21 protein-coding genes are annotated in these 18797 nt (G+C 64.4%); 7 read left to right on the forward strand and 14 right to left on the reverse strand.

Annotation, left to right across the window (positions count from 1 at the left end; all coding sequences use genetic code 11):
- Positions 1–249: 249 nt before the first annotated feature.
- On the forward strand, positions 250–852 hold the full coding sequence (locus EXV95_RS00385) for a DUF2242 domain-containing protein (RefSeq protein ID WP_370460283.1): 603 nt from the start codon (positions 250–252) through the stop codon (positions 850–852).
- 79 nt (positions 853–931) lie between these two features.
- Here EXV95_RS00385 and EXV95_RS00390 read toward each other — a convergent pair whose 3' ends face one another.
- Positions 932–1480: an alpha/beta hydrolase gene (locus EXV95_RS00390; RefSeq protein ID WP_176885381.1), complete on the reverse strand. Its 549-nt coding sequence runs from the start codon at positions 1478–1480 to the stop codon at positions 932–934.
- A 143-nt stretch (positions 1481–1623) separates the two neighbouring features.
- On the opposite strand from EXV95_RS00390, the gene EXV95_RS00395 reads away from it, so the two are divergent.
- A complete protein-coding gene (locus EXV95_RS00395) occupies positions 1624–2061 on the forward strand; it encodes an Lrp/AsnC family transcriptional regulator (RefSeq protein ID WP_176885382.1) in 438 nt (145 codons plus the stop codon).
- Positions 2062–2143: 82 nt separating this feature from the next.
- On the opposite strand, the gene EXV95_RS00400 is transcribed toward EXV95_RS00395, so the two are convergent.
- Both EXV95_RS00400 and EXV95_RS00405 read right to left on the reverse strand, forming a co-directional pair.
- Complete coding sequence (locus tag EXV95_RS00400; RefSeq protein ID WP_176885383.1) at positions 2144–2704, reverse strand: dihydrofolate reductase family protein; 561 nt, start codon at positions 2702–2704, stop codon at positions 2144–2146.
- A 98-nt stretch (positions 2705–2802) separates the two neighbouring features.
- Entirely contained in the window at positions 2803–3693 is an 891-nt protein-coding gene (locus EXV95_RS00405; RefSeq protein WP_176885384.1) for a LysR family transcriptional regulator, read from the reverse strand.
- A 185-nt stretch (positions 3694–3878) separates the two neighbouring features.
- On the opposite strand from EXV95_RS00405, the gene EXV95_RS00410 reads away from it, so the two are divergent.
- Positions 3879–4589, forward strand: coding sequence for a glutathione S-transferase family protein (locus tag EXV95_RS00410; RefSeq protein WP_176885385.1), 711 nt, complete (start codon positions 3879–3881; stop codon positions 4587–4589).
- 19 nt (positions 4590–4608) lie between these two features.
- Here EXV95_RS00410 and EXV95_RS00415 read toward each other — a convergent pair whose 3' ends face one another.
- Positions 4609–5145: a pseudouridine synthase gene (locus EXV95_RS00415; protein WP_176885386.1), complete on the reverse strand. Its 537-nt coding sequence runs from the start codon at positions 5143–5145 to the stop codon at positions 4609–4611.
- Between the two features lie 276 nt (positions 5146–5421).
- On the opposite strand from EXV95_RS00415, the gene gltS reads away from it, so the two are divergent.
- Complete coding sequence (gltS, locus tag EXV95_RS00420) at positions 5422–6663, forward strand: sodium/glutamate symporter (protein WP_176885387.1); 1242 nt, start codon at positions 5422–5424, stop codon at positions 6661–6663.
- Positions 6664–6798: 135 nt separating this feature from the next.
- Here gltS and EXV95_RS00425 read toward each other — a convergent pair whose 3' ends face one another.
- Positions 6799–7725 (reverse strand): M23 family metallopeptidase, encoded by a 927-nt coding sequence (locus EXV95_RS00425; RefSeq protein WP_176885388.1) that lies wholly within the window; start codon positions 7723–7725, stop codon positions 6799–6801.
- 184 nt (positions 7726–7909) lie between these two features.
- On the opposite strand from EXV95_RS00425, the gene EXV95_RS00430 reads away from it, so the two are divergent.
- Positions 7910–9181 carry a phosphatidylserine/phosphatidylglycerophosphate/cardiolipin synthase family protein gene (locus tag EXV95_RS00430; RefSeq protein WP_176888892.1) on the forward strand — a complete coding sequence of 424 codons (1272 nt, stop codon included), beginning with the start codon at positions 7910–7912 and terminating at the stop codon, positions 9179–9181.
- A 149-nt stretch (positions 9182–9330) separates the two neighbouring features.
- On the opposite strand, the gene EXV95_RS00435 is transcribed toward EXV95_RS00430, so the two are convergent.
- Positions 9331–9579, reverse strand: a complete 249-nt coding sequence (locus tag EXV95_RS00435; protein ID WP_121419513.1) for a hypothetical protein — start codon at positions 9577–9579, stop codon at positions 9331–9333.
- Between the two features lie 362 nt (positions 9580–9941).
- Here EXV95_RS00435 and EXV95_RS00440 point away from each other — a divergent pair, with 362 nt between their 5' ends.
- Positions 9942–10724: a transporter substrate-binding domain-containing protein gene (locus EXV95_RS00440; protein ID WP_176885389.1), complete on the forward strand. Its 783-nt coding sequence runs from the start codon at positions 9942–9944 to the stop codon at positions 10722–10724.
- A 28-nt stretch (positions 10725–10752) separates the two neighbouring features.
- Here EXV95_RS00440 and EXV95_RS00445 read toward each other — a convergent pair whose 3' ends face one another.
- The 5 genes from EXV95_RS00445 to EXV95_RS00465 form a co-directional block, all read right to left on the reverse strand.
- Positions 10753–11214 (reverse strand): SRPBCC family protein, encoded by a 462-nt coding sequence (locus EXV95_RS00445; RefSeq protein ID WP_176885390.1) that lies wholly within the window; start codon positions 11212–11214, stop codon positions 10753–10755.
- Positions 11215–11373: 159 nt separating this feature from the next.
- Complete coding sequence (locus EXV95_RS00450) at positions 11374–11691, reverse strand: DUF2322 family protein (RefSeq protein ID WP_176885391.1); 318 nt, start codon at positions 11689–11691, stop codon at positions 11374–11376.
- A gap of 270 nt (positions 11692–11961) precedes the next feature.
- Complete coding sequence (locus EXV95_RS00455) at positions 11962–12291, reverse strand: hypothetical protein (protein ID WP_010460358.1); 330 nt, start codon at positions 12289–12291, stop codon at positions 11962–11964.
- Positions 12292–12353: 62 nt separating this feature from the next.
- A complete protein-coding gene (locus tag EXV95_RS00460; protein WP_255484865.1) occupies positions 12354–13346 on the reverse strand; it encodes an FHA domain-containing protein in 993 nt (330 codons plus the stop codon).
- Positions 13343–14767 (reverse strand): serine protease, encoded by a 1425-nt coding sequence (locus EXV95_RS00465; RefSeq protein WP_176885392.1) that lies wholly within the window; start codon positions 14765–14767, stop codon positions 13343–13345. The genes EXV95_RS00460 and EXV95_RS00465 overlap by 4 nt, the downstream gene beginning before the upstream one ends.
- A 79-nt stretch (positions 14768–14846) precedes the next feature.
- Between EXV95_RS00465 and EXV95_RS00470 the strand changes: the two genes are divergently transcribed.
- Entirely contained in the window at positions 14847–15803 is a 957-nt protein-coding gene (locus tag EXV95_RS00470) for a M14 family metallocarboxypeptidase (RefSeq protein WP_176885393.1), read from the forward strand.
- Between the two features lie 162 nt (positions 15804–15965).
- On the opposite strand, the gene EXV95_RS00475 is transcribed toward EXV95_RS00470, so the two are convergent.
- The 3 genes from EXV95_RS00475 to EXV95_RS00485 form a co-directional block, all read right to left on the reverse strand.
- On the reverse strand, positions 15966–16877 hold the full coding sequence (locus EXV95_RS00475) for a bifunctional GNAT family N-acetyltransferase/nucleoside diphosphate kinase regulator (protein WP_176885394.1): 912 nt from the start codon (positions 16875–16877) through the stop codon (positions 15966–15968).
- Between the two features lie 220 nt (positions 16878–17097).
- Entirely contained in the window at positions 17098–17409 is a 312-nt protein-coding gene (locus tag EXV95_RS00480; RefSeq protein ID WP_176885395.1) for a hypothetical protein, read from the reverse strand.
- 338 nt (positions 17410–17747) lie between these two features.
- Positions 17748–18719, reverse strand: a complete 972-nt coding sequence (locus tag EXV95_RS00485) for an IS481 family transposase (RefSeq protein ID WP_176885396.1) — start codon at positions 18717–18719, stop codon at positions 17748–17750.
- Positions 18720–18797: the final 78 nt, after the last annotated feature.

Consider the following 18797-nt stretch of genomic DNA (forward strand, 5'->3'; position numbering starts at 1 on the left):
CAAATTGATACCTTGACGCGTGCAATGCCCGAAATGGTGTGCAGGGCGTGCGTGCAGGGCTTTGGGCTGTGGTTACCACGCTTTCAGCCCCTCCACGGGCAAGGGCGTTGTGCCAGGCTGGGCATAGGGCTTTCTAGAATCAACGGGAACCGGGTGTGGTGCAGACTGTCAGAACGCCATGGCAGCCGTTCTGCGCCGCTATGGCAACCGGAAATGCCCCCCGCAATGACGACTTTCTTGATGATGTTGATGACCCCGAAGGAGTGCCCGCCCTTGCGTTTGTGCCTTTTCCCGACCCGCTTCACTGTTCGTTCTGGCGCCGCTGCAGGTGGCGTGGCCTTGGCCGCATTGCTGGCAGGCTGTGTGGGCACCACGCCCAAGACGTTTGGGGTGCAGGAGAGTTTTGGCTCGGTGGCCACCTACTCGCGCCTGTTTGATGCCACGCCCGCCCAGACCTGCGAGGCATCGCGCCGCGCGCTGCTGAGCCAAGGCTACGTCATCTCCACCCAGCAGACCGAGCTGATTGAGGGCAAGAAGAGCTTTCAGCCCGAAGCCGAATCGCATCTGCAGATGGTGGTGCGCGTGGTGTGTGTGCCCGAGGCCAATGACGGCAAGGTGAGCCTGGGCTTTGTGACGGCGCTGCAGGACACCTATGCCCTGCGCAAGACCAACAACTCGGCCAGCGTGGGCGTGGGCGCCATCGGGTCCGTGTCGCTGCCGTTTTCTTCCAGCAGCGAATCGCTGGTCAAGGTGGGCAGCGAGACCATCTCCAAGGACGCTTTCTACGAGAGCTTCTTCGATCTGGTCAAGCGCTACCTCGTGATGGACCAGGCGCAAGCCATCGGTGGCTGACGCGGAGGTTCCAGGCACTGGGGCCCGAGCGCTCTGGGCCTGCGCTCTCAGAGGGGCGTGGCAATCCCCGCAGCGGTTCTCACTCTCCGCGCCAGCGCGCCACCAGCTCCCATCCCTGCGGCCAGTCACCCAGGCCACTGTCGGCATTGAGGTGGCCCCGCTCACCCAGCACCACGTGCTCGGCGTTCCAGGCGCTGGCGCACTGCGCCGAAAAGTTGGGGGTGGAATACGGGTCGCTGGTGCTGCTCATCAGCACCCGTCTTGGCAGGTCGGGCTGGGCGGGCAGCACGGCAGGCAGTGGGGCAAAGCCTTTGGCGTCGGCCGGAAAATTCGGCCCCCCGGGGTCTGGCACCGCCACCAGCAGCAGCGCATGCACGGGCCGGTGGTGGCGCGCGGCCCAGTGCACCGCGACCAGGCAGCCCAGGCTGTGTGCCACCAGGATGGGGGGCTGGGGCGATGCATCAATGGCGTCATCGAGCGTGCGCACCCAGGTGTCGCAATCGGGGTGGTCCCAGTCGGCCTGCTCCACCCGCGCCACGCCCGCGTGCCGGGTTTGCCACAATGACTGCCAATGTGTGGGGCCCGAGTTGTAGATGCCCGGAATCAGCAAAACAGGTCGCGTCGTCATTCAATGTCCTTGTTCTCAAAGCAGATCCATCACTGCCCGCCAACAATAGGAAACCGCCGCAGTTGCGGCCAGGGGGGCTCATCGGAAATCGCCCGCCCAAACCTTGAAGTCATCGTTAAGAGCCTGTTCAAAGAAAGCACCCCGTGGAACTGGACAAAAAAGACCGGCAGATCCTCATGGCCCTGCAGCACGATGCGCGGCAAAGCCTGTCGGCGCTGGGCAAGCAGATCGGCCTGTCGCAGCCTGCGATGAGCGAGCGTGTGAAAAAGCTCGAAGACGCGGGCGTGATTGCAGGCTACGCGGCCCGCATCAACCTGGCCGCCGTGGGCCTGGGCCTGCAAGCGGTGGTGCGGGTGCGCACCACGCACGAACACATCCAGCGCTATGTGTTGCTGTTCCAGTCCCTGCCCGAAGTGCTGGATGTTGTGCGCGTGACCGGCGAAGACTGCTTTGTGGTGCGCTGCGCCTTCGGCCAGCCCGCCGACCTGGAGCGCGTGGTGGATGTGCTGGCCGCGTTTGGCAGCGTCTCCACCTCGCTGGTGCTGTCGCACCCGGTGAACAAGGCGGTGCCGCTGGGTTGATTTTTTTTTACATCCAAAGTGACTCTGGCGCTTGATGGATAAGCATAAGTAGCTATAAAAACAATAGCTTAAAGAGGGGTGGCTATGGGTTGCGTTGCGAGGCTGGCGGCACCTTGTACCGCAGCTCTGCAAAGAGGCCGCCCAGCGTTGCCACCGACTGCAGGCGCAGCGCCGATTGTGTGATCCGGCGTGGCAACAGCGGCTTGCCCGCACCCAGTGTGACCGGTGCGATCTGCACGATCAACTCGTCCAGCAGGCCCGCGTCATAAAACTGCCCCACCAGCTCGCCCCCGCCCACGATCCACACATTGCGCCCCACTGCCGCCTGCACCATGGACTGGTGCATGGTCCGCACATCGCCACGCACAAAGCGCACATCGGCGCCCGGGATGGCGCGCAGCGTGCGCGTGCTGAACACCCATGTGGGCTGCACGTAGGGCCAGGGCTGGCCCGCGTCGATGGCGTGTTTCAGCATCCATTCGTAGGTGTGCGAGCCCATGGCCAGCGCACCCACGTCGCGGATGAAAGCAGGGTAGCTGGAGCCCTCGATCTCGCCGAACTGCAAGAGCCAGCCAAGGTCATGGTCTGCCGTGGCAATGAAGCCATCGAGGCTGGATGCGCCGTAGAACTGTGTGAGGGTCATGGCGGCGCACTGTAGAGACCGGCTGCTGACAACATGCTGGCAGCAGGCGCGGAGCGCGGCCTGTCCCGCGGATTTATTGGCCGGAAGGCCGGCGTGCATCAAGGCAGCTGCACCGTCTCCGCCAGATGCCCGTACACCGTGGCAATGCGCCGCAGGTGCCGCGACTCGGGGTGCGTCAGCAGCCACAGCTCGGTTTCACAGTCGGCCAGCGACCCGGTGAGGGGGCGCAGGTCGCTGCGGCCCTGGGCCAGAAAGAGGGGCAGCACCCCCACGCCCATGCCCAGGGCCACCAGCTCCATCACGGTGAGCAGGCTGTTGACGCGGTAGGTGGGCTGCGCCTTGGGGTATTGCTTTTTGCGCCAGCGCACCGAGGGGTGGTCGGGCAGCGCGTCGTCGGGCGCAATCCAGGCTGCGCGGCCCGCCTCTACGTCGGACAGGACCAGCGGGCTGGCGGTGCCTGCGTACAGCGCGGAGCGGATCATGCCCAGCTGCCGACCCACCAGGTGTTGTGCCGGACGCTTGGTGGCGCGCACGGCGATGTCGGTATCTCGCCGCGTCAGGCTCACCAGTTCATTGCCCGCATGCAGTTCGTACACCAGTGCCGGGTGCCGGGGCTGCAGCACCTGCAAGGCGGGGGCGATAAGGCCGTGCAGAAGGGTGTCGGTGGTGGAGATGCGCACCGTGCCCGACACCTGTTCGGGCTGCGCCTGCGTGGCCGTGCGGGCGGCCTCCAGGGCGGCTTCCACACGCTCGGCCTGTTCGGCCAATGCCTGGGCCAGTTCGGAGGGGCGGTAGCCGGCGCGCGAGCGCTCGAACAGCGACTGGCCCAGCCCCCGTTCGATGCGCTGGATGGCGCGGAACACCGTGGATGCATCCACGCCAAGCCGTTCACCGGCTGCTGCCAAGGTGCCGGTGCGCACCATGGCCAGCAGTACTTCCAGCTCTGCGGCGCCCAATTGGTATTGCGTGGATGCAATTAATGTTTTCATGTGTGCTTATTTTGTTTGCGTAGATGCAATCATAAATTCTGCTGGTCGCCATACGTCGGTAGAAACACCAACGGGCGATGCCCACTCCTCTTGCCATAGAAAGCCCGCCCCATGAAACGCACCTGCACCTGCATTGCCTGCCTTTTGAACACCCTCTGTGCCCCACACGCTCAAGGATGGGCCGCATGAGCTCGCGAACAGCCGCACCCGCACTCACCCTGGTCTCGCATGCGCTGTGCCCCTATGTGCAGCGCGTGGCCATCGTGCTGCACGAAAAGGGCCTGGCGTTCGAGCGCCGCACCATCGACCTGGTCCGCAAGCCCGACTGGTTCCTGGCCCTCTCGCCGCTGGGCAAGACCCCGGTCCTGCAGGTGCGCGGCCAGAGCCTGTTCGAGTCGGCCGTGATCTGCGAATACCTGGACGAGGTGGCCATGCCCGTGCTGCACCCGCCAGATCCGCTGCAGCGCGCACGCCACCGGGCGTGGATGGAGTTTGGCTCTGCGGTGCTGAACACCATCGGCGGCTTCTACGCCGCGCCGGATGAGGCCACGCTGCAGGCCCGCGCGCAGGACCTGCGCAGCCGCTTTGTGCAGATCGAAGAGGCCCTGGGCCAGCGCAGCGCGCCGGGGCCGTACTTTGCCGGGCCGGACTTTGGCATGGTGGATGCGGTGTTCGGCCCCGTGTTCCGGTACTTCGACGTCATCGACACCTTGCCGGGCGTGGATGACCTGGGGCTCTGGCACGGCTTGCCGCTGGTGCAACAGTGGCGTGCTGCGCTGGCTGCGCGCCCTTCGGTGCAGCAGGCCGTGGGGGCCGACTATGCCGAGGGCTTGCGGGCCTTTTTGCTCGCGCGTGGGTCCGCGTTGTCGCGGCGCATGCAGGCGGTGGCCGCGTAGGCCCCGCACGCCTACCGGTTCAATCCGCCCAGGTGCCCGGCGCCAGCCCGTCCAGCGTGTACGGCCCGATGGCCGCACGGATGAGCCGCAGCGTGGGGTGGCCCACGGCGGCCGTCATGCGGCGCACCTGGCGGTTGCGGCCTTCGCGGATGACCAGCTCGATCCAGGCAGTGGGTATGGCCTTGCGTTCGCGGATAGGCGGGTTGCGGTCCCACACCGCAGGCGCGGGCTCCAGCAGCCGTGCGCGGGCGGGCAGGGTGGGGCCGTCGTTCAGCACCACGCCGCTGCGCAGCGCGGCCAGCGCGGCCTCATCGGGGACGCCCTCCACCTGCACCCAGTAGGTCTTCTCCATCTTGAAGCGTGGGTCGGCAATGCGGGCCTGTTGCTTGCCGTCGTTGGTCAGCAGCAGCAGGCCCTCGCTGTCGGCATCCAGTCGCCCGGCCACGTATACGCCGGGCAGGTCGATGTAGTCCTTCAGGCCCTGCCATTTGCCCTCGGCCGTGAACTGGCTGAGCACGCCGTAGGGTTTGTTGAAACGGATCAGGCGGGTTGTCATCGACGACGCGGTGGGAGCGGTGAGGGTGGATCGGGGGGCGCAGGGCTGCCGAGCATAGCCGCAGCGAGGGAGGAAAGAACCAGTGCCGCGCTGAGTGAACAGGGTGGCGTCTGACACCCGCTTCATCCTCCGGCCTGGCCGAGGGGGCGGAGCTTGACAGGTAAAATAGGCCTCCAGCGCAAAGCTAGCTTGCGCTGGCAGCTATTTAATCCATAGCTGATTCATCTGGGCAAGTGTTGCCTGACCCTCTCATCCAGGCCTCAAGGAGACACCGCCATGACCACCATTGAACTCGACATTGCCCAGACCATCGGCATCGCCGCCGTGCTGCTGGTGGTGGGCGATTTCATCAAAAACCGCGTCGGCTTGCTCTCGCGTTACTTCATTCCCGGGCCCATCATCGGCGGACTGGTGTTTTCGCTGATTGCGCTGGTGGGCTACCAGACGGGCCTGTTCACCTTTCAGTTCTACGACAACATGCGCGCCTTTTTGCTGCTGGTGTTTTTCACCACCATCGGCTTTTCGGCCAGCTTCGAGCTGCTCAAGAAAGGCGGTGTCGGCGTAGCGCTGTTTCTGGCCGCCGCCGTGGGCCTGGTGGTGCTGCAGAACCTGCTGGGCGCCGGGCTGGCTGCTGCGCTGGGCGTGCATCCGCTCATCGGCGTGGCGGCGGGGTCCATATCGCTCACGGGTGGGCACGGCACCTCGGCCGCGTTTGGCCCACTGCTGGAGCAGGCGGGCGCCGCAGGTGCGTTGCCCGCCGCCATTGCGGCGGCCACCTATGGCCTGGTGGCAGGTTGTGTGATTGGCGGCCCGCTGGGCACCCTGCTGATGCGGCGCAATGGCCTGCACACCTCGGGGTTGGCTGCGGGCACGCCAGCCGCTGCCACCGCCACGGCGGCTGGCGCCGTCGACGCCGCCAATGCCTCCACCGCCCGCCTTGCAGCCCCGGCCCCCATGGGCAACAGCGACACTGTGATGTACGCCAGCATCCTGATTGCCGTGTCCATCGGGGCAGGCACGTTGCTGGTCAACTGGCTCAAGGGCCTGGGCATTACGCTGCCTTCGTACCTTGGCCCGATGCTGGTGGCGGCGGTGGTGCGCAACATCATCGACTGGCGCGACAGTGCGCTGCCCCTGCGCCAGTTCGAGGTAGTGGGCAACGTGTCGCTGGCGTTCTTCTTGGCCATGGCGTTGATGTCGATGAAGCTGTGGGAGCTGGCCGAGGTGGCCGGGCCGCTGCTGGTCATCCTGCTTGCCCAGACCATGCTGATGTTTGCGTATGGCTACTTTGTCACCTTCCGTGTGATGGGGCGTGACTATGACGCCGCCGTCATCGCCGCCGGCCACTGCGGCTTTGGCATGGGCGCCACGCCCAACGCCATGGCCAACATGCAGGCGTTCACCGCCGTCAATGGCCCATCGGTGAAGGCATTTTTTGTGATCCCGCTCGTGGGCTCGCTCTTCATCGACTTTTTCAACGCCGTGATCATCACGGGCTTCATGAATTATTTGAAGTGACCCCCTGAACCGCTTCGCGTCTTCCCCCGTAGGGGGACGCCTCCAGCGGCCCGGCGAAGCCGGTTCCGCGGTGGCGCTGGTAGGGGCGCGCCCCCTTCAAGCGCTGTTGGCCCGCAGCGACGGTGGATACCGAAACTACACAGCCAAAAACAGCGCAGGGTCCACCATGGTTCTGTTCAGCATCACGCCCCAGTGCAGGTGCGGCCCGGTCACGCGGCCGGTGGCGCCCACCTTGCAGAACGCGTTGCCCGCCTGCAGCACATCGCCCACGCGCACGTCCATGCTGCTCAGGTGGCAGTACATCGTCAGCAGGCCCTGGCCGTGGTCCAGCCACACAGTGCCGCCATTGAAGAAGTAGTCGCCCACGTCAATCACCCGGCCTGGCAACGGTGCCACGATGGGCGTGCCCGTGGCGGCGGCAATGTCCATGCCGCTGTGCGGATTGCGCGGCTGGCCGTTGAACACGCGCCGCAGCCCGAACGAGCTGGACCGCCGCCCAGGCACCGGCACCCGCATGCGCAGCGATGGCAGGGCCACACCTGCGGGCTGCTCGGTGAAGGTCGCCATCACTTGCGCCTGGTGGTTGCGCTCGCTCTCGTAGCGGGCCTGGTCCTCGGGTGAAAGGTCTACCGTGCGCGGCGATACCTTGAGGTGCTGCTCCTTGTATTGCTTGGGGGCTACGGCGTAGTGCACCAGGCGCGGGCTGCCGCCGCCTTCGGCCAGCACCGTGATAAACGCATCGCCGGGTGCTGCGGCCAGCGGTATGCCCACGATGGCTGTCCACTCAATGGCATCGCCCACCACCCGCAGCGGCACATCCACATCGCCCTGGCGCACCTGCGCCACCGGCCGTGTGGCCGCCGGGCCCAGCGACAGCCGCGCCACACCCCCGGGCACCTGCAGCGCCTGGGGCCACACCGTGGGCGCGGGTGGCAAGGGCTTGGCGTGCAGCAGCCCCACCAGGGCGGGCTGGGCGAGAAGGCCCGCCGTGCCGATCAAGGCGCTGCGGCGGTTGATGGGGGTTGCTGGGCGGATGAGGGCAGGGCGGGCAGGTTCAGACACGGCAGGGCAACGGTAAGAAAGAAGCGCAATTGGGGGGATGGCAAGCGTGCTGCAGCCGCGCGTGCACGGCGAGCACCCCGCAATTGTGCCGCCCAGCGTTGGCGGCGTCCGCCTACATCGCCACCCCCAGGCCGCCACCTACCATCGCGCCATGCCACCTGCCGCCCACCGCCGCCGCTTCACCATGCTCACTGTCTTGCTCACGGCCCTGGCCACGGGGGCCCTTGTCTTGTTGGCGCTCAACTTCACGGCGGGCGAGAAAAAGGTGCAGCAACAACTGCCACGCCTGTACAACACCGCCCACCCGCAGTTTGAGCGTGCGCTGGGCAGCCTGCTGGGCCCGGGCATTGTGGGAGGCAATGCGGTGACCGAGCTGCTCAACGGCGACCAGATCTTTCCGCCCATGCTGGCCGCGATCAAATCCGCGCAGAAAAGCGTTACCTTCGAAACCTACATCTACTGGTCGGGCGACATCGGCAAGCAGTTTGCCGACGCCCTGAGCGAGCGCGCCCGCGCCGGTGTGCCCGTGCATGTGCTGCTCGACTGGGTAGGCAGCGCCAAGATGGAAGAGAGCTACCTGGCCGAGATGAAGGCGGCCGGGGTGCAGATCGAAAAATTCCACAAACCCCACTGGTACAACCTGGCCCGCCTGAACAACCGCACCCACCGCAAGCTTTTGGTGGTGGACGGACAGGTGGGCTTTACCGGTGGCGTGGGCATTGCGCCTGAGTGGACGGGCCACGCGCAAGACCCAGACCACTGGCGCGACTCGCACTACCTGGTGCGTGGCCCCGTGGTGGCGCAGATGCAGGCCACGTTTCTGGACAACTGGCTCAAGGTCACCGGCAAGGTGCTGCATGGCGAGGCGTACTTTCCGGCCATCGCACAAGACCCTCCCGTGGGCACGCAAAAGGCGCAGATGTTCTCCAGCTCGCCATCGAGTGGCAGCGAGAGCATGCAGCTCATGTACCACCTGGCCATCACCGCGGCCGAGCGCAGCATCGACCTATCGGTGGCGTACTTCGTGCCCGATGAGCTGACCCACAAGTTGCTGATGGACGCCTTGGCGCGCGGCGTGCGCCTGCGCCTGGTGACCCCCGGCGAACACACCGACACCGAAACGGTGAAGGCTGCATCCCGCGCCACCTGGGGCCCGCTGCTGCAGGCGGGCGCCGAGATTTATGAATACACGCCCACCATGTACCACTGCAAGGTCATGATCGTGGACCAGCTGCTGGTGTCCGTGGGCTCCACCAATTTTGACAACCGCTCGTTCCGCCTGAACGACGAGGCCAACCTGAACGTGTACGACGCGGCGTTTGCACAGCGCCAGACCCAGGTGTTTGAAGACGATATCCAGCGGTCACGCCGCGTGACGTATCAGGCCTGGTTGGACCGGCCGCTGCGCGAGAAGGCGCACGAGAAACTGACGGCCTTGCTGCGGTCGCAGTTGTGATCTTGTGATCGGGTTTGAATGAAATCAGGTGCTAGCGCTTTGGGGTAAAGCGCCAGACGCTATCAATAGTGTAGTTTTCTGCGTCTGAAGCGGGGGGCGAAGACGCAGCCTGGATTCTTCAACCCAAGCAGGCATCTCCCCCTTGCCCATCAGTGCGTCACAAACTCGTACGTCACTGCCTCGCTGTCCACCATGTCGAGGATGTCGTCCAGCACATCTTCATCTTCGGTGCTGGCCCACAAGTCTTCGGGGTCTGCCGCAAACAGGGGTTCGATGGCAATGTCCATGAACTTGCCGTCGGGCAGCTTGATGACAGGCGTGCCCTCAGAGGTGTCGACCAGCTCCCAGTCGTCGGGCACGGTCATTTCGAGTTGGATGGTGACGTTGAGTTTTTTCATGGCGATTCCTTGTTGCTAACCGGGCAGGGTAACCCACTTTGAGAAGAATGGGCGTGTAGCGCTTATTGCACCAGCGCAATGTGCTATAAAAAATAGAGCATTTGAAGAGGCCTTGTACCTGCGCAGCCTGGCACCGGTACGGGGCGGGCTGCATGGCACGCCACTTGCGTTGCTTGGAGCCTGCTGGTGTCGAAGCCCGCAGGTGCTCATGACCCCCCGCAAATGCTCGCGCAGAAACCACCAACGACCACCCCGTGCATAACGCTGCGGGATGCACGCAGGCCTGCTGTATTGTTGGTGGCGATTCCCGTGCCAGGCACCCCCTTCACCAAACTGTCCCTCACCCACCGGAGAACCTCGAAATGATCACCCAAAAAATCTTCGCCGTGGCCGCAGCTGCCGTGGCCGCCACCCTCGCCTTCAGCCAGGCCGCACAAGCCGGTCCCCGGCTCGACAAGATCATGGAGGCCAAGGTCATCCGCGTGGGCACGCCCGGCGACTACCGCCCGTTTGCCATCAAGACCGACGCGGGCTACAGCGGCCACGACATCGACGTGATCGAAACCATGGCCAAGGAGCTGGGCGTGAAGATCGAATACGTGCCCACCACCTGGCCCAACCTGGTGAAGGACCTGCAGGGCGACAAGTTTGATGTGGCGGTGGGCGGCATCACCCGCAACGTCAACCGCATGCGCATCTTTGACATGCTGCCCGGCTACGCTCCCTTTGGCAAAGTGGCCCTGGTGCGCGCGGCCGACAAGGCCAAATACACCAGCGTGGACGCCATGAACCAGCCCGCCGTGCGCGTCATCAAGAACCCCGGTGGCACCAACGAAACCTATGTGCTGGCCAACCTCAAGGCCGCCCAGGTCAGCACGCACGACAAGAACGCCGAGATCCCCGCGCTGATCGCCGAGGGCAAGGGCGACGTGATGATCACCGAGACGTATGAAGCCCTGCACTACGCCAAGGCCGACCCGCGCCTGGCTGCCGCGTTTGTGGATGCGCCGCTCACGCCCAAGAACTACCTGGGCTTCATGTTGCCCACCGACGACGCTGACTATGTGCGTGTGATGGGCTTTGTGTGGGGCCTGGTGGACAGCCGGGGCACCATCAAGCAGGCCGCTGACAAGTGGTTGAAGTGATCAGGGCCTGAGGCTATGGGCGTCTGAGTTATTCGCCCGGAATCTCTGGCTCCACCAGCAGCGCCAGCAGCTGCAGCGACTCCTGCCAGCCCACGTAGCACATCTCGGTGGGGATCACCGCCGGGATGCCCGCCTGCACGATGGACACCTCGGTCCCCGCGATCACCTTTGTCAGCTGGATCGTGGTGCGCATCTCGCCCGGCAGGTTGGGGTCGTCAAACCGGTCGGTGTGCACGATGCGCTCGCCCGTCACCAGCTCCACATACTCGCCGCCAAATGCATGCGTGCCGCCACTGCTGAAGTTGGTGAACTGCATGCGGTAGCTGCCGCCCACGCGTGCGTCCATGCTCAGCACCCGGCCGGTAAACCCGTGGGGCGGCAGCCATTTGCACATGGCGTCTGGGTCCAGAAAGGCGCGGTAGATGCGCTCTGCCGGGGCGCGCAGCACGCGGTGCAGGGTGACGGTACCGGTGTTGGTGTTGGTCGTCATGCTCGGGTCTCCTTGGGATGCAGTTCTGTGGTGGATGAAAGCGTGAACCGCCAAACCATATCGGTTATTCAACGTGTTCACCCCCTACGACGAACGGACCTGCGCGTTTTCGACACGCCGCTGTTGTAACGGCCAACTTTTGGGCAAAGCCTCAGCCTTTCAGGCCAAAACCGTCCGCACCCCAAAGCTCTCGCTGCCCTGCGCCCAGGCCAGCAGCCGGTCAATGTTGGGGTGCTTGCCGGGGAAGGTGCGCGCATCGGCTACATGCTCGGCATACCACTCCAACCCCAGGGTGGCGGCCGCAGGCGTGATGCGGCCGCCGTATAAAGCCGCCAACGCGGCATACACCACCAGCGACCCTGTCTGTCCGGGCTTGTTCTCGATGGTGGCCAGCACTTGCCCATCTGCGCCCAGCAGGTGCAGGGCGGCGAGGTGGCTGGCGGAGGGGAGTTGCTTGAGGCGGTCTGCGAAGTTCATGGTTGTCAATGAAAAATATGAATGAAATTGGTCTCTAGCGCTTTATGGGTAAGCGCTAGTAGCTATGAATAGATGAGTATTTTGGCGATTGACTGCATCAAGCCGCTGCGGCCGCGATGCAGCTTCTCAAGGGAAGTGTTCGATGGAGCCACCAGCTTGCCCGGCATGAGGGTTTGGTGGAGTGCGCTGCCATCCCCATAGTGGGGTGGATCATTCCCTTTTTGGGTTTCTTCGGGTCGGAATGAACCCAGACTCTCTAGCACGCACGCATCACGCCTGCCACACCCCAAACCCCGCCGACCGCAGGTCGATGCCAATCTCGATTTCACGGTCCACTGCATCCTCGTAGCTCATGGGGTTGAAGCCTTCGTACAGATCGGGCAGCAGGCGCAGGCCGTATTGCGTCACAAACCGGTTGGCCTGGATGCCCGCCTTGTGCTTGTCAAAGCGCACATCCGGGTCCAGCCCGGTCATGCCCACATACACGCAGGGCTTGCCCTCGATGTAGCCCGGGTTGCACCGGCGAAAGCGCGGCTCCAGCAGCACGTCCTTGGAGAGTTCGACCACGTAGACGTGGTGGTGGAGCTTGCGGCGGCGCATGGGTGGATGGGATAGATGCGGGTAGTAGGGCTGCGGTGAAGCGCTCTGCGCGGTGCTACTTTTTACTCGTCATCGTCCGCCTGGCCGTCATCGCTCAGGCGGCGGTCCAGCTTGCTGCGCAGCGACTCGGTTTCTTGCAGAAACTGCTCTACTGGCACGGCCGGGGCCACGCGCAGGCTGGGCGGGAACAGGCTGCTCATGTAGAGCGTTTGCGACAAGCGCATGTTGTTGAGCCACTGCGCACCCAGCCACGACGGCACGCCCAGGGCCACCACCGCAGCCACCATCCACGCCAGGCCCACGCGGCGGCGCGGCAGCACGGTCGCCAGGTGGGCATTCAGCGCACCAGCCAGCACCAGCACGATCAACACACTGGCGAACTGCGAAAAAACCTCCAGCGAGAAAACGAATGCAGTCAGGTGGGCCACCAGATGCACCACATCCACCCCCAGGGCCGCAGCGCAGGCAATGCGCACGTGGCGCCAGAACTGCAGGTGGCCCGCAAACACCTTGTTGGCCGCCGCCCACACACCCGACCAGGCGCCCAGCACCACCAGCAGCGTGAGCAACACGCCCGGCACAGCCTTCAGGTATTGCGAAGTGTCACGTGCATCCAGCCACGACTCCCCGAGCCCCGCCAGCAGCACCAGCGCGACCAGCGCCGCCGTGGTGCCCACCGTGCGCCACGGAAACTCCGGCAGCGGCTGCTCGTCAGCAATCGGCGCATCAGCCAGGCGCAGCGTGATGTGGGTGTGGCCCAAGTCGATGGGCGCGCCAGCGGGCCAGTCAAAGCGCTCGCCCTGGCCGTGCTGCTTGCGCTGCAGGCGCGCGCCATTGCGCGTCTCCAGCACCTCCACCTGCACGGTGCGTGGCTCGTTCACCGCGCGGTCGATGCGCAGGTGCCGGGGCGCCACAAAGGGGTCGTCCAGCACCAGGTCGCAGTCCAGTGCCCGGCCTACTGTGACGGGCCAGCGCGTGATGGGCGCGCGCGCCAGCAACGCGCCGTGGCGGTCAAAGGCTTCGATAAGACCCAGGGTCGTCGGCATCGTGCTCATGGTGCGGCCTCCCAGCGGAAGGCCTTGAGGTAGTGGCTGGCCAGCTTCATGCCGTTGTCAAAAGCAATGCCCTGCACGTCCAGGCGGCCCAGCACGCCTTGCGTAGGCTGGTTGATGGACGCGGCCAGGACAGTCATGTTGTACAGACCGGGCAGCTTGCGATAGGCCGACAGGCAGACCACCGCGCGCAGCGGCAGGCTGCCGGGGTCCACAAAGCGCTCGCTGCACTCTGCGGCCGTTTGGTGGCGGTTGCCGCGCCGTTGCAGCTGTTCGTTGGCAAAACTCTGGGAAAACATCCGGGCGAACCGTGCAGCGCCCAGGGTGGGGGCGTTGTAGGCCTCGTAACTCAGGCGCACTGCGCCGGTGTTGAATTCACCCGCCACCACATCGCTGTCGGCCCGGCATTGCGTGCGCTCCAGGTTCAGGCCCGGAAACGCCGGGTCGCGCCCCGATCCCCAGCACCGCGCCAGCGCGTCGTCTGGCACCGGCACGCGGTAGTTGCCGTGGCGCTGCTCGCGAAATGGCGCTTTCAGGAACCGGTCTGTCAGAAGCTGCTGGTGCTCCATCAGTTGCCGCGTCATCTCGGCATGCGCGGCCTGGGTGATGGGCTGGGCGTTGGCCGCACGCTGCACCAGCGCCTGCGCAAACTCGGCCGGGATCAGAAAGCTCACTTGCTCGCCGTCGAGCCGCTTGGCCACGTTCACGCCCAGCGCCCGGCCCGCGTCGTCCACCGCCGGGCCGCCGCTCATGCCGGGGTTGAGCGTGCCGCCAAAAAAGATGCGTGGGTAAAAGCTGCGCTTGACCAGCCCGTTGTAGGTGCCCTCGGTCACGGCAAAGCCGATATCGAGCGGGTTGCCCAGCGAGTAGATGCGCTCGCCCTGTGCCAGCGCCTCGTCGGCGGGCCGAAAGCCCAGCACCGGCGCAGCGGCCGTGCGGCCCTTGGCGCGCAGCACGGCCAGGTCGCGCTGCAAATCAAACGCCAGCAGCTCCACCTCACCCTCCTGGCCTTCCATCGTCACGTACACACCCCGGTAGCGCTCGGGCTCCAGCGCCAGCTGGCTGGCCACGTGGAAGTTCGTCACGATCAGCCCATCGGCCGATACAAAAAAACCCGAGCCAATCGACGCCTGCGTGTTGGCATTGCGCAGCAGCGTGCGGATCTGCACCAGCTTGTCGCGCGACAGCTCATAAATGCGCCGGGCATCGCGCGACAGCAGGGCTGCATCCGCCCCGGTGGGGGCAGAGGCTGCAGCGGCCCCCGGTGGCGGTGTGGTGCCGTCTGCCGGGTCACTGCCCGCAGGGCGAGTTGCCGGGGGGGCGGCGGGTGGAGGGGCATTCTGTGCGTGGGCGACCAGGGCGCAGAGCAGCAGAACCAAGGACGAGGTAGCCTGCCGCAGGGGCCGGATCAGGGGGAAGGGCATCGCGGTATTCTATGAATGCCCTGCACCGCCCCAGGTTCTGCCTGGGCAACCCATCCAATATCTACGCACCCACGCACCCATGTCAGAAATCCACACCTATCCCATCGGCACGCCCGGCCAGCCCTGGGGCGCCGCAGAGCGCGACCAGTGGCGCGCGCGCCAGGTGCGCCAGCGCAGCTACGCCGACGATGTGCTCACCGCCATCGAGGCACTGCGGGGCCGGTTTGATGTGGAGCTGTATGGCGATGTTGTCTATGCGGATGCTCAGCACCCGGCCGAGCGCTTTCCCCTGCGGGCGCTGCGCAGCCGCGATTGGCAACCCGGCCTGCCCAGCGTGCTCGTCACCGGCGGCGTGCACGGCTACGAAACCAGCGGCGTGCACGGCGCACTGCGTTTTGTAGATACCCAGGCCGAACGCTTTGCAGGCCGTGCCAACCTTCTGGTGGTGCCCTGCGTCAGCCCCTGGGCCTACGAACGGTTTCAGCGCTGGAACTTTGACGCCATCGACCCCAACCGCTCGTTCAAAGAAGGCTCCTCCGCGCAGGAATCCCTCGCCCTCATGCGGCTGGTGGCGCAGCACCAAGGCCAATATGGCCAGTTCACTGCCCACATCGATCTGCATGAAACCACCGACACCGACGAATCCGAATACCGCCCCGCCGTGGCCGCGCGCGACGGCAAGGTGTTCGAGCCCGGCAGCATCCCTGACGGCTTCTACCTGGTGGACGACACCGAGAACCCGCAGCCCGCCTTCCAGCAAGCCATCATCGAGGCCGTGGGCCGCGTCACGCACATCGCGCCTGCGGATGACAAGAACGAAATCATCGGCTCGCCCGTGACCGAGCCCGGCGTGATCCGCTACGAATTCAAGGCCTGGGGCCTGTGCGCGAGCGTCACGGGTGCGCGCTACACCACCACCACCGAGGTCTACCCCGACAGCCCGCGCGCCACACCCGAGCAGTGCATCGCGGCGCAGGTGGCGGCGGTGTGCGCGGCGGTGGAGTTTGTGTGCCAGTCCAGCTCTTCGCCAGATTGAGTCTGGATTTGAGGTCAAATTGGCCTCTAGCGCTTGATGGATAAGCGCTGAAAGCTATGAAATTGATAGTTATTAAGTGAGCGTATTTACCCACCAGCCGAAGGCATAGCCCCGCACCCAAGGCGCTTGCTTTGGCAGCCTGATGGCGGCGCGAAGCACGCCCTACAGGTGGTAGTGGCCCGCCGCTTCGGGCTGGTACAGCACCTTGCCGATCCGGATGTGGCAGGTGCGATTCGGCATCCGCCAGCTGAAGGCATCGCCCGCTCGGTAGCCCAGGATCGCGGTGCCAATGTCGGAGAACACCGAAAGCTTTCCGGCGCATTCGTCTGCGTCTTCGGGGTACACCAGCGCGACCTCGCGTTCCTCGTCGTCCACGTGCAGCAGGGCTTTGGAGTTCATCGTGATCACATCATCGGCCACGTTCCACGGATCGACCACGATGGCGCGCTCGATCTCATGCTCCAGCTCAAACACCGTCGGACCTCGCTCGACCTCCACCAGATTTTTGAGCCGGGCTTTGTCGATCTCGGTGATGTAAATGTCCGAGGTGTGTGCTGCAGGGCTTTCCCGCAGAAGCCTCAGATAACGTTCCGAACTCATCGACAACGACTTCATCACTGGCGACTCGCTCTCCAGCACAAAACCGCCATGCAGAAACGCTTTGAGCGAGCGCACGTTGTCCGGGTGGATCTTGGCGATGAGCTTCTCGGCCCGCATGTCAAAGAAAGCGAGTTTCAAGCCCTCGCGGATGGCGCTGGCGCCCAGTTTGCGGCCCCAGTTGTCGCGGTTGCCGATGACCAGGACCATCTCGCACTCCGCCCCCTGCTTGACGAGGCGCACAAACCCCACAGGAACGTCGTGGCGGTCATAGGCCATGAAGAAGCGGCCACCCTGATTGAACAAATGCGTCAAGACGGGCAGTTGCACCCGCCCGATGACCTGCTCGATGAAGCGGGAAACGTGGCGCGAGTCGCTCAGGAAGCGCGTCACATCCTCGTCTTCCAACCAGTCCATCAATGTCAGCGCGTCGGCCCGAGTGATCTCCGGGCACAGAGAAATGAAAGGCTTGTCCATCTTCACCCCCATTGGGTCCAAAGTATGAAAGCCTTCCATGGGCATGGCATGGCCATGACGGTTCTTTCGAAGAACGCGGATTCTAGCGGGGTTGGCAATTGCGCAGGTGCCACCGGTGCATCGGCTGGCTCCGCCTGGGGGGCATTCAGCGGGGACTACTGCCTGCCGGTTGCTGGTGGTGCCTCCAACGGGAGGGTTCGTGGCTTTCTTTCGGCAGCGCTTAGCGCTGATCGTCCTGCGCACCGAGCAACCGCGCGCTCACCTCAGCCGCGTCAGGCGTGGCGAACTGCATGTTGTGCTGGTCCGTCAGCGGGCCGTGGCCTGGCTCCATGCGACCAGCAGCGTCGTAGCCCATGGCCTTGAACTTCCAGACTCCACCGACCAGCTTGAGCGAGCCCACATGCGCGCCGGTGGCTGTGTGTACGGACACCACGGCGGCGTTGATGGGCAGCAACTGCAAGGGGCCTGCCACTGGGCCGGGCGGTACGTGGGCGAATGTGGGGGTGGAGGTAGGTGGCTGGCTCAGGGGCATGGCGGGATTTGTATCTCAAAAGTGCGGTGCCCACTGGCTAACGACACGCTGCCCTGAGCTTTGCCGCGAAAGATGATGCGTCGTGGGCCGCAGGTGCGATCCGCATCGCGAGACATGGAGGGTCGCATGGCTGGTGTCTGCGCATATGTCGGCAAAGAGGTCTAGATCGCTGTCGGCTGTATCGTCCCAATGCAGCATCGATCCACACACGGTTCGAAGTTTGGAGGTAGTGCATGATTTTGGATCAAATAGGCCCCTAGCGCTTGATAGATAAGCGCGATGTGCTATCAAAACAGGAGTCTTCCAAAAGGCTTCGTTCGGTTTCGTTTGCGCTTACTTTAAATGTCGCATCCCGGACGATCATATGGTCGCTTGAGAAACAGGTGCGGGTGGGTCTGGTACCACTCTTTCATCGCCTGCATCGGCGTACTGCTCTTGAGCGCTGACTGCGGTAGCTGGTGGTTGTACAACGCCACATAGCGCAACAAGGTCTGCTCCATGTCTTCGCGGCTGTTGAATCGGTGGGTCTTCAGAACGTCCGCAATGCGGCCGTTAAATCGCTCCACCATGCCGTTGGTTCTGGGTGTTCTGGGCTTGGTCAGTCGGTGCTCGATGCCTAACTCCTGGCACAGTTGATCGAATTCATGGTTGCCGCTGGGTTCGCGTTCCCGGCTGGCAAACAGACGGTCCGTGAACTCTTTGCCGTTGTCGGTCAACAGCTTGTTGATCCTGATCGGACAGGCCTTGTGCAACGCCTTGAGGAAGGCCTGTGCACTGGCGGCGGTCTTGTTGGACTTGAGCTGCACAAACACCCAACGCGTGGCCCTATCGATAGCCACGAACAGGTAGCGCCGGCTGCTCTCATCCTGCATCTGGGGCAGGTACTTCACGTCCATGTGCACGTAGCCTGGCTCGTAGCTCTTGAAGGTCTTGTAGGCCAGCGCAGGCTGCTGGGGCTTTAGAGCATTGAGGTTGCCCGCTCCATGGCGGCGCAAGCACCTGTCCAGCCCGGAGCGCGAGACATGGGGACAGATGAACTCCCGTGTCACGGCCAGCAGGTCATCCAAAGGCAGCAGCAAGGTACGCCGCAAGTGAACCACCACTGTTTCTTGTGCTGGCGTAAGCACGGTCTGCAGGTGGTGGGCAGTGTGAGAGCGGTCTGCAAAGACGGAACGCTTCTTCCACTTGTAGACCGTCTGCTCAGTGATCCCAAAGCGCTGGGCCAGGACGCTGGCTGGTTCATCGCTGGCTGCGATCTCGGCACGCACGGCGGGCGTGGTGCGGGCGTTCTTGTGCAGGGCTATCAACATGGCTTCACTCCCTGGGTGGATTGCAAGGACTCTATCAACTCCTTTAGAACCGCTCGCGCCATGAAGAGTGGATAGCGT

Source organism: Acidovorax sp. JMULE5 (assembly GCF_013376875.1).
GTDB classification, from domain to species: domain Bacteria; phylum Pseudomonadota; class Gammaproteobacteria; order Burkholderiales; family Burkholderiaceae_C; genus Acidovorax; species Acidovorax facilis.